A 14461-nucleotide genomic window follows, 5' to 3' on the forward strand; every position below is an offset into this window, starting at 1 on the left:
AAACGCTCTAGCATGAGCGAGCTGCATCGGAAATGTCGAATTAGTTCTCAGTTCCATCTGACAAGGAACTGAATTGGAATTAAGTCAGAACCGACCTGGAACCGATTCGGAACTCACTTCCTTCTGGACAGCATGCTAGTTCTCAGCTAGTTCCTTTTGGCTTCTGTGTCGGTTCGTGGTCGCTTTCTGGTAACCACATTTCGGCATCATGGCTGTTGCGAACCGTAAGGGAACTGAGAAGATGCCGGTGATTGTCCTGTGCTCAACAAAGGGTGGCGTTGGGAAATCCACAACTGCTCTCCTGCTTGCGCAGGTGTATGCTGAGGCCGGATCGAACGTGACATTGATCGACGCCGATCCCAACCAACCACTTGCCACCTGGGCTTCACGCTTTGCGAAGAGCGTTCCGAAGCGTCTCGAGATAATCGGTGACGTCACCGAGGAAACGGTCGTTGAAGTGATTGACGATGCGGCTGAGCGCAAACCGTTTGTGATTGTCGATCTTGAGGGATCGGCAAACGTGACCGCGAGCTATGCAATCTCACGCGCCGACCTAGTCCTGATCCCAATGCGCGGGAAACAACTCGACGTAGATCAGGCGGCAAGGGTGGTTTCACTGATCGAGCGGGAAAGTAAAGTTTTCAGGCGCCAGATCCCTTACCGGGTTATGTTCTCGATGATCGGTATGATCCAGAGCCGAGAGCAGAAGCACATCCGCACAACGCTCGATGAGAAGGGCATTCCGGTGTTGGATAGCGCTTTGTTCGAACGTGCAGCCTTCAGCGCTATCTTCCAGATTGGCGGCACGATATTCGACCTAACTGTCGAGGATGTCTCTAATCCAAAAGCGGCTCAAGAGAACGCAACCGCTGTTGCCCAGTCCGTGATTGCAGCTCTCAACGAGGAGAACGCACGATGAGCCGTGAACGCATCCCCCTAGATCTGCCAGACGTCACAAGCTTCCGACCGCGGACTGAACGTCCCGCCCTACCGTCACCAGAGGTGGTTAAGGCTGCGGAGAAGGCAGGTTTCCGAACTCGACATGCTCCCATGCCGAACGCGAAGGCCGAACCCACGAAAGAAGCCTTCGATGCTCGCGCGCTTCGCCGTTCGAACCGCACTGCCAAACTCAATATCGCGACGTCGCCAGAGGTGCGGGAGCGCTTCTGGAGACTGGCTCAGCAACATGACCTTTTATCCGGAGAAGAAATGCTCGTCGCATTGATGGATGCTTTTGAGCAGGCCTCGTAAGGAATCTCTTCGATGTCAAAGATTGATAGCGTCAGTCTGTCCGACAAGCTCGGAGCCATTCGCGACGAAGATTTACTCGCTGAATTAAGAGAGTTCGAGGGTCGCAGCACCTACGCTATCATGGTCAAAGAGCTGACGCGCCGACAGGGCAAACGCGATCGGGAGGCGAAGGCTGCACAAGCTATCGAGAAGCTCCCGGTTGGCGTCCGTCGGCGCGCTCGCGCTCGTATCCAAGTCGAAAGCGAGAAGCCATCAGCCGATTATCTCCGGTTTCTCCCAACCCCTCTAGCCATCTGCAGCCTACCTTATCGAGCGCTCCCCGCAGATGTGACACGCTACGAGCGCCGACAGGGCAAAATGTCCTTGGTGGTTTCGTCCGGCACACTCATGGCTCCGAACGGAGAGTGGACTCCTCAGCCGGTTCCCTGGGGACCGAAGGCGCGTCTGATAATGGCTCACCTCTCAACGGAAGCTCTACGGAACCAGAGCTCCACCGTAGAGACTGGCGCATCGTTCTCGGAGTTTATGCGCGAGATCGGCTTCGAGCCGACCGGAGGCAGGGAAGGGAACATCCGCCACTTCAAGGACCAGCTTAGGGCCTTGGCCGCATGCCGTATGACGTTCGGTGCGTGGGATGGCCACCGCTCCGCGACGATGGAGATGAAGCCGCTTGAGAAGGTCGAGCTTTGGTACGAGGGCCATCCGGATCAACGCAGCCTTAGTCCCAACACTATCCAGTTCTCCGAGAGTTTCTATAACCAGCTGAAGAAACATGCTCTGCCTATCGACGTTCGGGCTTTGAAGGCCTTCTCGAACTCTGCGCGCAAGCTCGACCTACTTTTCTGGATCACCTATAGGGCCACCCGCCTAGACGAACCCCTGATCCTAGACTGGAAACCTCTGAAGGAACAGTTCGGAGAGGGGATCTCGCGCGACCGGAAATTCCGCGAGCAGCTCACCGAGGATCTTGCTGCTATCAAAGAGGTTTTTCCAAAACTCCAGATAAAGGTCACCACACAAGGGTTGGAGATGAACCCTACGGACCCCTCCCTTTTAGCTCTTCCAAAAAAACGTTAAATTTCAGCACTTTAAGTTCGCATGTTCGGGGGCACCCCCTAAAGAACTCACGCATGTCCGGGGGCGCATAGCCCCACGCATGTTCGGGGGCGGCCTAATATAAGACAGGTCAAACAAAATCAGTGACTTATATAAACATTACGCATGTTCGGGGGCGCTTCCACGCATGTTCGGGGGCGGTTGGTCTGAGTGACACGCATGTTCGGGGGCGCTCGTACGCATGTTCGGGGGCGCTTCCACGCATGTTCGGGGGCGCCCCTATATAAGGAACAGAAATATTCAGAAACGTCTCCAGAAAACCACCTTCAGAATCCTGTCAGAATCCCAGAAATACAGCTTCGATGAAAAAACCTGTGAAAAGCGAATAACGGGCCAAGGAATGCATTCCATAAATTTTTGCGAGCCGGAGGTGCCTTCCCCTACGAACGAGCGCCTACAGCCATTTTCAAGAGAATTAGACGTATCCCACGGTAGACCGCCTCACATTCTTCTCGAATCCGGAAAATAAGCCGTTCAGAGAACGAATGGTTGCGAAGCGGGTGCTCCGGATCATGCAGCATCCGACCGATTTACCACCGCCGGCAGTTCCGTGATCCACTGGATAAGCGATCAATTTTGTATCGATCAGGTCGTTAGTCCTCCTCGCCCCAGATTTCGTCCATGAACCGCTTCTCTTCCTCCCAGGTGGTTGGGGCGTAAGGTCCCGCTGCCTGGGCCATGGCGAGGACCGGAGCCAGGCGGTCGCGGATGCGGATGGGGTCGCAGATCTCGCGCGCTGGCATCGTCAGGGCGGGGTCGAAGCTTGAGTTGCTGAACCGCGTCCCGGCGGGGTTGCACCGAATAAGCGTGCCGCTCGCAAGGGCCATCTGGACGCTGTGGTGCAGGTGCCCGTGCACCCAAAGATCGATCCGACCGGTGTCGAGGAGAGGAGACAGATCGGAGGCGCCGTTGCCGGCCAGGAAGGTGCCGTGGTCCTGCGGCGGCACGCAGTCGGGATGGGGGGCGTGATGCGTGACGACGACGAGCGGCTCGGGTCCGGTGTGGGCGTCGATCAGCTCGACGAGGCGTGCCCGCTCGATCCGGTGCTGCGCAACGGTGGCGCCGATCGTCAGCAGGGCCGTGCCGGGTCCGTGTTCGACTTCCTGTTCGACCCGGATCGCTTCGCCGGTCTCTCCGTCCGGCTTCACCGTGTCGCCGGCGAGCGCGTAGTCGCTCCACAGCGTCGTGCCGACGAAGCGGCATCCCGCCAGCGTCACCGCATCGCCCTGCAGGAGGGTGACCCCGTAAGCTTCGGCAGCTTTGCGGGCAGCGGGCAACCGCTCGCCCAGCACGCTGTTCCAGTGCTCGTGGTTGCCCAGCACGCAGACCACGGGCTTGTTCCCGGCCAGGCGCCGCAGGACGCGGAAGCCGTGCGCGGGATCGGCGCGCCAGACGTCGCCGGCGCAAACCAGGACGTCGAAGTCGGGGGGCGTGGGGGCGAAGGCATCGGGGTGGGGAAGGGTCTCCAGATGGAGATCGGACAAGATCCAAAGCCGGGCGATCGTGTTGGTCATCCGCGTTATCCGATGGCGTGGGGGGCGGCGGCTCTCACCAGCGCCCTTGTTCCGCTTCGAGGCGCCTCGGATCGCGTCCGACGTCGGTCGCTGGACCGGCCTCGACGGGCGGGTACCGACGCAAGCGGTTTGTCACCGGCGCGACGCTCAAAGAGCGGCATCAGGGCATCGTGGTGTCGGCCACGCAATGGCCACCCGAGAGCGATGCGGCCGTCGTCGACGCGGGAGGGGAGGGCGGATCCGCCGAACGGCCGGATGCTCGGCGCGCGGTCGCACACAGAGGCGGACAGGGGGAAGGCGGAGCGCTGTTCATCCTCGGCCTGCAGCATGAGCCCTCGTCCTTCCATCCAGGCCAGGCAAAGCGTAGCGGCTGACGGTTCTTGGCGCCATCCGGATCGGCGCGCGATGCGATGCATCAGCGGCATCGTGGACGCCAAGGTTCGGGCCCAATCGGAGCGATGCGGTTGAGAGAACGAGACAGGGAGGGAGAGGGGGAACTTCGTTCAGGAGAGAGAGGAAGACCCCATGCCCTGTTTGGCCTTTTTGGAACCGCATGAACTGGCGATCGAAGACCTGTCGGTGGACGGCAGCCTGTTGTTTGACGAGGAGGATCTGCGCTCGCTTGATGATGCGCGTCTGTGTGCCTACGCAATGGGGTACGCAGGCACGGCGGGCACGTTCCACGACGCTCCGGATCCCTACGCTCCGACGTATTGGGTGTACGCGATCTGCCGACCGGATGGGACGCCGTTCTATGTCGGGATGACGACGTGTCTGGAGCGTCGCTGGCAGGAGCATCGCGCCAGCATCGACGAGTTGCCAAAGTTGCGTGAGGATCTGGCCGGTGAGCCCAATCCTCACGCCGACACGATGCTGAGGTATCGTCGGATCCAGCAGATCGCGACCCATCTCGCAGACGGCACGGGGCCGATCTTCCGGCAGCTGGGCGAGGCGGGGTCGTGCAAGGAAGTGCTGGCGCTGGAAACGACCTGGGTGCACCGGATGACGGCACAGGGGCACAAGCTTCTGAACCCCGGCGCACACCGCGCCATTCCCAAGCACTACCGCAGCCATCGCCGCTACGAGCGGAAGTACCATTGCGACGCCGCTCAGGCCGGGACGCGGTGAGCAATCCCATCCGACCGGTTCGGGATGGGCATCGGGGCAGGGAATGGGCCAGGGAACGGGACGGTGGAAAGCGCTTTCGCCGTCTCAGTCGCTGGCGCGGGCAAGCGTCTCGAGAGCGGCGGCGAACTCGGCGGCGAGGAGGGGCTCGCAGCGTTCCGCCTCCTCACGCCGTTGACGGGCTCGCATCCTCTCCTCGACCCACCGCTCGGTCGCCTCGTGCAACCCGGCAGACGCGCCAGCCTGAACCGGGTTCTCGGGGTGACCACCGCCCGCTTGGTGAAGGGCGACCTGCACCAGCATGGCCAGGCGTCCCACCGCCTCCGGTTCGTCGGCCCGGTCAACAGGCTGGAGCATGCGCTCGACGATGTGAAGCAGGGGGAGCGACCCATGCTTTATCCAACCCTCCAGAACAAAGCGCAGGTGCAGGGACACGGATGCCAGTTCGTCGAACCCGACGCGGCCATCGGCATCGGTCTGCAGGCTGAGAACGCTCGCCATGCGCTCGGCGCCCATCCCGAAAGCGGCTTGCAGGATGGCGGGATCGAACACGTCGATCGCACCCTGGTCAGAGGCATGCAGTCCGATGCGTCGCTCGCGAAGAGCTTGATCGATCCAGCGATCGCAACGAGGGCCGACGGGGCCACGCTCGGGCATCAGCCAGACGAAGCACTTGGTGTCGTAACGCGAGTCAAACCCGCACGTGATCTCATGCTCGTCCGCGAAGGCGAACGCCCCGCCTTCTCCCGTTTCCTGGCAGACACCGGGCTCGCCACGAGCAAATCGCCGATAGGCGTCGATGGCAGCGTCCTGCATGCGGTGGCTCCTTCCTTTTCCGTCCGGTTCCCGCTGCGCCTCTTCGGGCTCGCTCGGACGAGCAGCGAAGAGGGCCCTGACATTGCGACGCATCAGCACGAGCGGCGTGTCGAAGAGGCTCGCTCGCCAGGTGCTTCTTTCCTGTTTTCTTGGCCGATCTGATGGAGGTTTGGAAGCCGCTCAAAGGGTGTTTCGCCGCGATCCCGGCGACGCATGCCGTGCCTCGCAGGACCCTGCTGTTTCCTCTCTTCTGCCTTTTCCTAGCGGTCTCTCCGGAGCGGAGCGACCGCTTTCAAACGGAGACCGCTTCGCGGTCGCGCTGGTATCTAGTAGCGAAGCTAATAGCGCACTTAGCTGTTGCTTTTCGCAACAGACCCTTGCTAGGCTTCAAAACATGCCGCTGACGCGGCCTTTTCGCGTTTTGGGTACGGTTTGGCGATCTACAGTTTCCGCCAGTCTGCGATTTCGGGGGGGTACGGCCAATCGGCCGTGGCCGCTGCTGCCTATCGTCACTCCGTTCGTATGGAACGTGAGCGCGGCAATCAGATCGAAGATTATTCCCATAAGAAGGGGACCATTCACTCCGAGATCGTCCTCCCGCCCAATGCGCCAGGCTGGCTGCTATCGGCACTGCACGTTCGGACCTACGATCCAGACTCCGCTGCCAACCGGGTCGAAGGCCCAGCCGCCGCTGTGGCCTCCGAGGCTCTTTGGAATGCGGTCGAGACCGGGGAGAAGCGGCGGGACGCCCACTACGCCACGGAACTGGTTCTGGCGCTTCCGGTCGAGCTGACGCGCGAGCAAAACATCGAACTCGTTCGCGCCTTCATCGAGCAGAACTATTCCGCCAAGGGGCGGGTTGCGGATTGGGCCTATCACCTTCCGGAAGGGCGCGAACACAATCCCCATGTTCACATCCTTTCGACCGTCCGACCTCTAACAGAACAGGGGTTTGGACCGAAGGCGACGATTGCCTACAACGAAGATGGAGAGCCGCGCAAAACCGCCCGGGGCGATGTGGTCTACGAGAAATGGTCGGGGACCAAACCCGAGCTTTATGCGATGCGCGCGTCCTGGGCCGAGGAGGTGAACCACGCTCTCTCGATCGCAGGTTACGACATCACCGTCGATCATCGCTCCTTCATGGAACGCGGCATCCACGAAATCGAGCCGACGCTCCACCGCGGCAAGACCCATCACATGCGGGAGATCACCCCCGAGCATGAGGTTCCCAAGTTCGATCAGGAAGACCGCGCCGCGAACTTCCAGGCGTTCTGCCAGAACCCCTCCCTCGTGCTCGAACACATCACCCGCGAGCAGTCGACTTTCGACACCCGCGACATCGCCAAGGTGCTTCACCGCTACGCCGGTCGAGGAAACGACATCCAGGGCCTGATGCAGCAGGTCGGAATGCTCCCCGAACTGGTGACGGTGCAGGCTCAAATCCACGATCCCGAAAGCGATCGTATCGTCCAGCGCGAGCGCTTCACCACCACCGCCGTTCTGGAACGCGAAGCCCTTTTGCAGGAGCGCATCCACTCCCGCCATCATGACCACAGCTTCGCTGTCGCGCCCGAGGTTCGCGAGGCCGCGTACCTTCGATCCGAGGAAGCCCAGGGTTTCTCCTACTCGCCCGAGCAACGGGCCGCCATCGAGCGCCTGACCCGGGACGAAGGCGTCGGCGTCATGGTTGGCATCGCGGGCGCCGGCAAGTCCACTGTCATGCGCGCGGTCAACGAGATCTACCACTCCGAGGAAACCCGTGTTTGGGGCGCGGCGCTGGCGGGAAAAGCCGCTGACAATCTCCAGCAGTCTTCCGGCATCGCGAGCCGAACCCTGGCCTCCTGGGAAAGCTCATGGTCGCGTGGCTTCGATCACCTGAACAAGGGCGACGTGTTCGTCATCGACGAGGCCGGAATGGTCGCGTCCGCGCAGATGCTGCGGGTGATGGAACGCCTGGACGAGTTCGGCGCCAAGGTTCTCCTCGTCGGTGACGCTCGCCAGCTCCAACCGATCGAAGCCGGTGCCGCCTTCCGGTCCATCGCGCATGAGGTCGGCTACGTCGAACTGACCGAGGTTCGCCGTCAGGAACGCGACGATCATGCCCAGGCCAGCGTCCTGTTCGGCGCGGGGCAAACTCGCTCCGCGCTGAGCATCTACCATGGCAACGACGCGTTCCAGTTCCACGAGACCGCCAGCAGCGCCTATCAGTCCGCCATCGAAGGCTGGAAACATGATTGGACTGCCGGCGCCGATGTCGTGATGTTGGCTCACACGAACCGGGACGTGTTGGCTCTGAATGCCTTGGCTCGCGAAGCCATCAGGCTCGATGGTGGTCTCTCTGACGGCGAGCGCTTCGTGACCGCGCGGGGCGTGCGCGAGTTCGCGGTTGGCGATCGCGTGCTCTTCCTCGAAAACGACCGACATCTCGGCGTTCGCAACGGCACGATCGGCGTCGTGGAAGAAATCGTGGAAGGCCGCCTCGGCGTGTCGGTGCCGGATCGTCTGGAGCCCGTCACCGTGTCGCGGGAGGGCTACAACAACATCGACCACGGCTACGCCACGACGATCCACAAGTCGCAGGGCGCCACACACGACCGCGTGCATGTCGTCGCCAGCGGAATGATGGACGCCCAGCTCTCCTATGTCGCCCTATCGCGTCATCGTGAGGAGGTCACGATGCACGTTCCGCTGGATGCCTTCACGCATCCCTCGCGGTCAGAACTGGCGACCCCCGATTACGCCCTCAACCGTCTGGCCATGGACCGGCTGAAGGACACCTCGCTCGATTACGCCCCTACGCTCGACTACACGCAAGCCAGACAGGCTCTGGATGAGCGTCGGGCCTACGAGCAAAGCCTGGCCGGTCGCTTCGATGCCTTCCTCGAACAGCGGGGCTTGCCGCATCCCTCCGACGTGCTCCAATCCGTGCGCGAGTTCGCGAACCAGTTCTTTGAACAAAGGCGTGCTATTCCCGCGCACGAGCAGATCCGAGTTCCGACGGAACGGGCCATTCCAGAACGCGACCCTTCGCATCAGTTCGAACCCGGCGAGGATCTGCGTCATGCCCTGAACCGCCTGGAGCATGTTCAGTCCCATTCCGCCGCCATGAACCACGAGGGCCTGGCACGGCGCTCGGCTTTCTTCACCGCTGAAAACGAGCTGACGCGATCGGTCACGGCCGAGCCGCTTCGCGCCTATGCGGAGACGGTCGCCGCGATCGTTCCGCCCTCTCTCGTCGTGTCGATCGGTCCCCACCTTCCCGACGCGCAAGACGAGCCTCGGTTGGCGCACCTGTCGCCGCCGGTTCTGGACGCTCTCCAGGCGAATTGGCGTGACGTCCACGCGGTCTCGCGAGGGACCTGGGAGCTTGGCCTTCTGGAGACCGTGCGTGCCATCGATACGAGCTACCGTCAGGAGCGAGAAGATCGCTCGGTGCTGCGAGACTACGAGCGGATGGTTGCGGACCAGCTCAAACGGCACGAACGCGTTCCTGAGCCCGTTTTGGAGCCTTCCGTGCCGGTCGCGCCCCGACGCGACTTCCTTCCCGCCGTGACGTCATGGTTGCTCAGCGTCGATCAAGCCGTCGCGCAGGCCGTGGCGCGTGATTCAGACGTTCTTTACTTCGAGACGCTTGTACGCAAAACGGCTCTCCATGTTTGGCGCGACGTTGAAAGCGCATGGGCTCAGGCCAAAGCGGAAATTGTTGCCTCTCCGAACAACGTGATGGTGACCATCAATCGGATCGAACGGGAGCCGCAGAGCTTTGGTGAGCTGCTGGGAGGTCGGACCTGGCTGCTTCGCCCCGATGCCGAGCGTCAAGCGGCGATCGAGCATGTGCCTCGCCTTGGGTCCATCGTTTACGAATACGCTGGGTCGCTTGCCAGAATGGAACCGATAGTGCGCGAGCGGGAAATCGCGTGGCGCCACGCCATGCGGCAGCCGCTTCCGGCCCTGTCGCGCGAAGCTCGCTCCCTTCTGGACGACCTCAATCAAGCCCATTCGATGCGGACCTCCGGCAAGCGGGAGCAGTCCCAGGAATTGTCTTTGAAGGCGCTTGAGAACAAGCCGGCGTGGGAGGAGCTACAAAGCTGGAGCCGCGACCTCTCCAGCCGCCTTACCATGCCCGACGCCATCCATCGGATACCCGGCCTGTCGCGCGAGGATCAAGCCACGGTCCAGCACACCATCGAGGCTGTGAGCGTCGCCGAACGTCAGGCCGATGCCGCGCAGAAGCATGAGCGTTCGCGCGTGTGGCAGATCGAACAGGAGCGCATCTATGGACATGAACGCGGGCACCAGTGGGAGTGGTAGGCCGCAACGATCGCACCCTTTGCCCTCGCGACCTGAAGCTTCGATGGATCTTTATGGCGTAGGATGCTCTCCACCGGAGATGCACCACAGGCTTAAACCGTAACGTTTTGGCGCGGCTGGTTCCAGCGACGGCTGGCGACCTCCGACCATCAAGGGCAACGCCTGGCATCGGTGCCGGCCTCGATCCGAAGCCCAATCCGGGCTTCGAGGTGCTCGAAGTTCAGGGGTGCGCCATACTCGACGAAATCCATGGCCGGTGATGCCGAAGCCAGCTCCAGCATGCTGCGCCGGAGGTCGTCGGGACTGGGAGCGAACCTCCGCTGCGAGAGTTCCCGGACCTCTTCCATGATCCGGTCGGTGTCGTACTCCAAAGCCTCGAGAACGGCATCGAACCGCTCGGCGCCGACGACGCCCGCCAGGTTGGACGGTCGGACAAGGCCGGCACCGAGGCACGCATGGATGTCGTAGATGTCCCGACCTTTCACGGCGGCGGGACTGGTTGCCCGGTAGACCAGTTTCTTGGTCACGACCTCTTCCGGATGCTCCAGGCAGAGATCGACTCCTTGGACGCGCACAGGAATGCCCGGATGCGGGGTCAGTGGCGCGGCGGCGAGCAGGTCGATCTCGCCGATGTCGTCCCACACGAGCTTCACGAAGTTGCCGGGATACTGGACGTCGCTGGTCAGGCTGCGCGGCAGCCCGCTCGCCATCAACCTGTGCAGATGCCCGGCGCGGGGTGCCGGATCACCGACAAAGAGGTCGAGGTCGAAGGACAGGCGATGGTCGACGAAGAACGTCAGCGATGTTCCGCCGCCGACGCGGAGCGTCGCGTTCTCCTTCACCCGGTAATGGTCGAGAATGGCCTCGGCGTCAGGAAGAAGTGCCGGCCATCTTTCTGACATTTCGGTTTCCATGTCGGCTGGCCCTATCCCGGATCGCGGCGACGTTGTCGCCGCTTCGCGCGCCCACACTGTCCGCGACCCCGGCAAGGGACCGATAGCCCATAGCCGACCGCCTGATCGCCGAGAAAAGAAGGGAGGGATCGGCTCCCTCGAGGAGCTTGCGAACGATGAAACGGTCGTGATCGCTACCGATTTCGCCAACGATCACAGCATAGACCGTTGCCAGCGTCGAAGAGCGACGTCCATAGGGCGTCCAAGCGTTCACGATCAGCGAGCGCCAAGCTTGGGGAACGTCGGCTTCCTCGATACTGCTCATTTTGGAGATCGCGACCATCAAATCCCCATATCACGACACGGCAACTGGTCAAAAGGCTCCCGCTTCCCCTCTCGCTTGAGACCCATTGTCTCGTAACATCGATCAGTGAGTTCCATCTGGTGGCAACTGCTACATAATAGCGAATGGAATGCTGCCCGACGCGGTCGCCATGCCAAACGAGCATGCCTAGCCAAGGCGATTTCTAGGCTCGTCAGATCCCGGCCAAGATGGCGTAGGATGCTCTCCACCGGAGATGGAGAGCCGGCTCAAGCCGCCACGTTTTGGCGCGGCTGGATCTTCAGCAGCGCTTCGCGCTTTGCCTCGCCTTCCGTTCTAAGCTCGAACGTCGCTTGTAGGCTCGTCCAGAACTCGGCAGACGTTCCGAAATAGCGAGCAAGCCTGAGGGCGGTGTCGGTCGTGACAGGGGTTTCCTCACGCGCCAGACGTTCGATCCGCGTGCGTGGAACGTCGATCGCCTTGGCGAGAGCATAAGGCGTCAGATCGAGCGGGATCAGGAACTCCTCCCGCAGAATTTCGCCGGGATGGATCGGCGGCAGCATGTTCGCGAGCATAGCAATCCTCAATAATAATCCACGATTTCCACGTCTTCAGGTCCGGCATCCGTCCAGTGGAAGCAGATGCGCCACTGATCGTTGATCCGTATGGAATGCTGGCCCTCGCGGTCTCCATGGAGCGCTTCCAGCCGGTTGCCCGGCGGGGCGCGCAGATCCTCGAGAGCAGCGGCAGCGTTCAGCATGGCAAGCTTGCGCTGGGAAGCCCTGAGGAGATCGCCTGGGAAACCCTTCGGTGACTCTCCCGAAGCGACCGCCTCCGTATGCTTGCCTCGATAGGCTCGGATCACGCCACGCCCTCAGCATGGTATCACCATATGATACGTTCATCGTTGAAGGCAAGTCGGAGGATGATGGAAAAGCTGTTGGATTGTCTCAACAGGGTGGTCGCCTCAGTGGAGGTGTCACAAAGCGCGTTGAAGATCGGATGGAGACGTTTGAGGTGTCACATCCAGGCGCCGCTCCGGGGTGCACCCTTGAGTTCATCAGCTTCAGCAGGTTGGTGCGCTTGCGCCAACACCTCGATGTTAGGGGGTCTCAGGCTCAGCTTCGAGAACCGCCGCAGTCTGGTAGCCGGTTTCCAGCAATGTCGCATCGATCAACGCGCACACCATCTTGTAGTTGAGGGAGACGGCAAGGTCACGAGCTTGCAGGAGATGGTCGATCAGCGCCATCTCCTGTTCCTTCCGTTCGCTCTCCAACGGGTGTGATAACGGTGGGTCGATATCCACCAGGTACCCGGAAATATGGGTCAGATCGCCATTCGCCGTTCGAAAGCAGCGTCCAATGGAGCGAACCCAACGCGTTCCATGCAAGCGGCTCATAAGCCGATACTCAGCCGTGAGCGAATTGCCCTCCGCTATTACCGTAGCGACGATCCGGGCGAGCTGTTCTCGATCGTCGGGATGAATGGCAGCAATGAAGCGCTCTGGTTTGACACCGTGGCGTCCAGTCTCAGGCGGGACGTTGATATATTCGCAGACCTGATCACAGGCGGTGACGAGATTGGTGCTGACCTGCCAGTTCCATATGCCGACCAGATTGCGAACGATCTGATTGTCCTCTGAGTCATTCATCGTTTCGACAACCCACGAGTATATCGCGCATCATGGACTTTCTTTAGACCTCATAGAGTCCTAGGAACCTCTTGGCGCAATGTCCACCGCATGGTGAGGCATCGAAATAATCTCTGGTTGCAAGACACAACCTAGACCCACGGATCGCTGTGGGCGTGGAAGGAAACGACAATGACCAGCGACCCCTTTGATCGGCATTTGGGCAAGCGCATTGAGGCACTTCGACGGGCTCAGAAAAAGTCCGTTCAATCTCTCGCAAGCGAACTTGGCATCACGCATCAGCAGGTTCGCAAGTATGAGAATGGCCAGAACCGGGTCAGCGCCAGCACGCTCTATCGCCTGGCGAGGACGCTGAATGTGACGCCCAGCGTGTTTTTCCAAGGAATGGAGCACGTGGACGCCAGACGCGCCCTTGGCCCGTTCCCTCGCATGGAACCAGCCTACGAAGAGCTGCTCGAACGCGTCAAGGACATGCAGGTGCGAGAGGCGTTACGCCACCTGTTCGCTGGGGTGGCAAAGCTCGACCAGCCCTAGCAGCGGATAGATCCCCTGAACGCCTTCGCCGGGGATTTTTTCCAAGAGTATCGCTTGCGATTTGTTGGACAGCGTTTAGATCGCTGCGGCATGAAGCCGTCATCTGACATTCAGGCCATTCGAGAGCGGTTGATCGCCCGCGAGGTGGCCACCCCCAATCGTCTCGTTAAATGCGACGTGTGTCTGGAGCCGGCAGAGGTCGCGGCAGGGCTTTGGATCTCGGGAGAGTTCGACGCGACCGTCTGTGCGCTGTGCCTTGCTACTGCCTTACGGAAAACCGAAAGTCTCTGACAATTCTAAAAACGCAGGTCCGAGCCACGACCAATGAAGGTGCAAGCCTTTTCGTTGTTCGGCAGCCGCACGATCAGCGTGCTCAACTCTGGTTCTTGAACATGGTCCGCTGCATCCAAGAGAGATAGCCAGGAAGTTTGACGTTCTTCCATTTCCTTCCATCGCTTCTTTTGACGCTTCACACGCATCAAAAAGACGGCGACCTCGGTGTAAGTGAATCTGCCTTCACCACGACGCCAGAAGTGGTAGCGACCGAGGGGCTTGTCCCAAACCTTTCCGAGCAGGCCCGCCTCCTCTTTCGCCTCGATTTTGGCTGCTTCCAAGTCGCTTATTCCAACCATGAGACCACCTTTCGGGATGATCCATCGCCCAGTTTCACGGGAGGTGACGAGGCAGATCTCAACCATGCCAAACTCTCCAACGCGGACGGGAAGCGCCGCGATCTGACGAGGCAGTTTGAGCTTGCTCATTCAGGATCCAACCGGTGCTGATCCAGACGGTTTCACATGGTTCCGTTAGCTTATCAATTGGCCCAGGGATGACCCATGCGTCTCCCGTATGTCGCCCGTGCAAGCCACCGATAGCGAAAAGACGCAGGGCTCCCCTTCGGTCTTTGCGCTACTGCCGGGCGTAG

At 60.9% G+C, this 14461-nt stretch carries 14 protein-coding genes; 6 read left to right on the forward strand and 8 right to left on the reverse strand.

The window, feature by feature from the left end:
- The first annotated feature begins 241 nt into the window (after positions 1-241).
- The 3 genes from M673_RS22440 (at position 242) to M673_RS22450 (ending at position 2328) form a co-directional block, all read left to right on the forward strand.
- The gene (locus M673_RS22440) at positions 242-919 is read left to right on the forward strand and encodes a ParA family protein (RefSeq protein ID WP_061978979.1); all 678 of its coding nucleotides are present in this window, start codon (positions 242-244) and stop codon (positions 917-919) included.
- Between the two features lie 131 nt (positions 920-1050).
- Positions 1051-1251 (forward strand): hypothetical protein, encoded by a 201-nt coding sequence (locus M673_RS22445; RefSeq protein WP_061978980.1) that lies wholly within the window; start codon positions 1051-1053, stop codon positions 1249-1251.
- A 12-nt stretch (positions 1252-1263) separates the two neighbouring features.
- A complete protein-coding gene (locus M673_RS22450) occupies positions 1264-2328 on the forward strand; it encodes a replication protein RepA (RefSeq protein WP_061978981.1) in 1065 nt (354 codons plus the stop codon).
- Positions 2329-2960: 632 nt separating this feature from the next.
- Here M673_RS22450 and M673_RS22455 read toward each other — a convergent pair.
- On the reverse strand, positions 2961-3881 hold the full coding sequence (locus tag M673_RS22455; RefSeq protein ID WP_244510324.1) for a metallophosphoesterase: 921 nt from the start codon (positions 3879-3881) through the stop codon (positions 2961-2963).
- A 525-nt stretch (positions 3882-4406) separates the two neighbouring features.
- Between M673_RS22455 and M673_RS22460 the strand changes: the two genes are divergently transcribed.
- Positions 4407-5009 (forward strand): GIY-YIG nuclease family protein, encoded by a 603-nt coding sequence (locus tag M673_RS22460; RefSeq protein ID WP_061978982.1) that lies wholly within the window; start codon positions 4407-4409, stop codon positions 5007-5009.
- A gap of 84 nt (positions 5010-5093) precedes the next feature.
- Here the strand turns inward: M673_RS22460 and M673_RS22465 are convergent, their stop codons facing one another.
- Positions 5094-5822, reverse strand: coding sequence for a hypothetical protein (locus tag M673_RS22465; RefSeq protein ID WP_061978983.1), 729 nt, complete (start codon positions 5820-5822; stop codon positions 5094-5096).
- Between the two features lie 432 nt (positions 5823-6254).
- Between M673_RS22465 and traA the strand changes: the two genes are divergently transcribed.
- Positions 6255-10136, forward strand: a complete 3882-nt coding sequence (gene traA / locus M673_RS22470; protein WP_082640063.1) for a Ti-type conjugative transfer relaxase TraA — start codon at positions 6255-6257, stop codon at positions 10134-10136.
- Between the two features lie 149 nt (positions 10137-10285).
- Here traA and M673_RS22475 read toward each other — a convergent pair whose 3' ends face one another.
- From M673_RS22475 to M673_RS23865, 5 genes are all read right to left on the reverse strand, one after another.
- Positions 10286-11050, reverse strand: coding sequence for a nucleotidyl transferase AbiEii/AbiGii toxin family protein (locus M673_RS22475; RefSeq protein ID WP_082640065.1), 765 nt, complete (start codon positions 11048-11050; stop codon positions 10286-10288).
- Entirely contained in the window at positions 11007-11372 is a 366-nt protein-coding gene (locus tag M673_RS22480) for a hypothetical protein (RefSeq protein WP_061978986.1), read from the reverse strand. The genes M673_RS22475 and M673_RS22480 overlap by 44 nt, the downstream gene beginning before the upstream one ends.
- A gap of 248 nt (positions 11373-11620) precedes the next feature.
- Entirely contained in the window at positions 11621-11926 is a 306-nt protein-coding gene (locus tag M673_RS22485) for a HigA family addiction module antitoxin (RefSeq protein ID WP_061978987.1), read from the reverse strand.
- 8 nt (positions 11927-11934) lie between these two features.
- Positions 11935-12216, reverse strand: a complete 282-nt coding sequence (locus tag M673_RS23860) for a type II toxin-antitoxin system RelE/ParE family toxin (protein WP_082640066.1) — start codon at positions 12214-12216, stop codon at positions 11935-11937.
- A gap of 237 nt (positions 12217-12453) precedes the next feature.
- On the reverse strand, positions 12454-13002 hold the full coding sequence (locus tag M673_RS23865; protein ID WP_082640067.1) for a PAS domain-containing protein: 549 nt from the start codon (positions 13000-13002) through the stop codon (positions 12454-12456).
- Between the two features lie 171 nt (positions 13003-13173).
- Between M673_RS23865 and M673_RS22495 the strand changes: the two genes are divergently transcribed.
- Positions 13174-13536 carry a helix-turn-helix domain-containing protein gene (locus M673_RS22495; protein WP_061978989.1) on the forward strand — a complete coding sequence of 121 codons (363 nt, stop codon included), beginning with the start codon at positions 13174-13176 and terminating at the stop codon, positions 13534-13536.
- Between the two features lie 296 nt (positions 13537-13832).
- On the opposite strand, the gene M673_RS22500 is transcribed toward M673_RS22495, so the two are convergent.
- Entirely contained in the window at positions 13833-14297 is a 465-nt protein-coding gene (locus tag M673_RS22500) for an NUDIX hydrolase (RefSeq protein ID WP_082640068.1), read from the reverse strand.
- Between the last annotated feature and the right edge of the window lie 164 nt (positions 14298-14461).

The sequence above is a fragment of the Aureimonas sp. AU20 genome, assembly GCF_001442755.1.
In the GTDB taxonomy this organism is placed as follows: Bacteria; Pseudomonadota; Alphaproteobacteria; order Rhizobiales; family Rhizobiaceae; genus Aureimonas.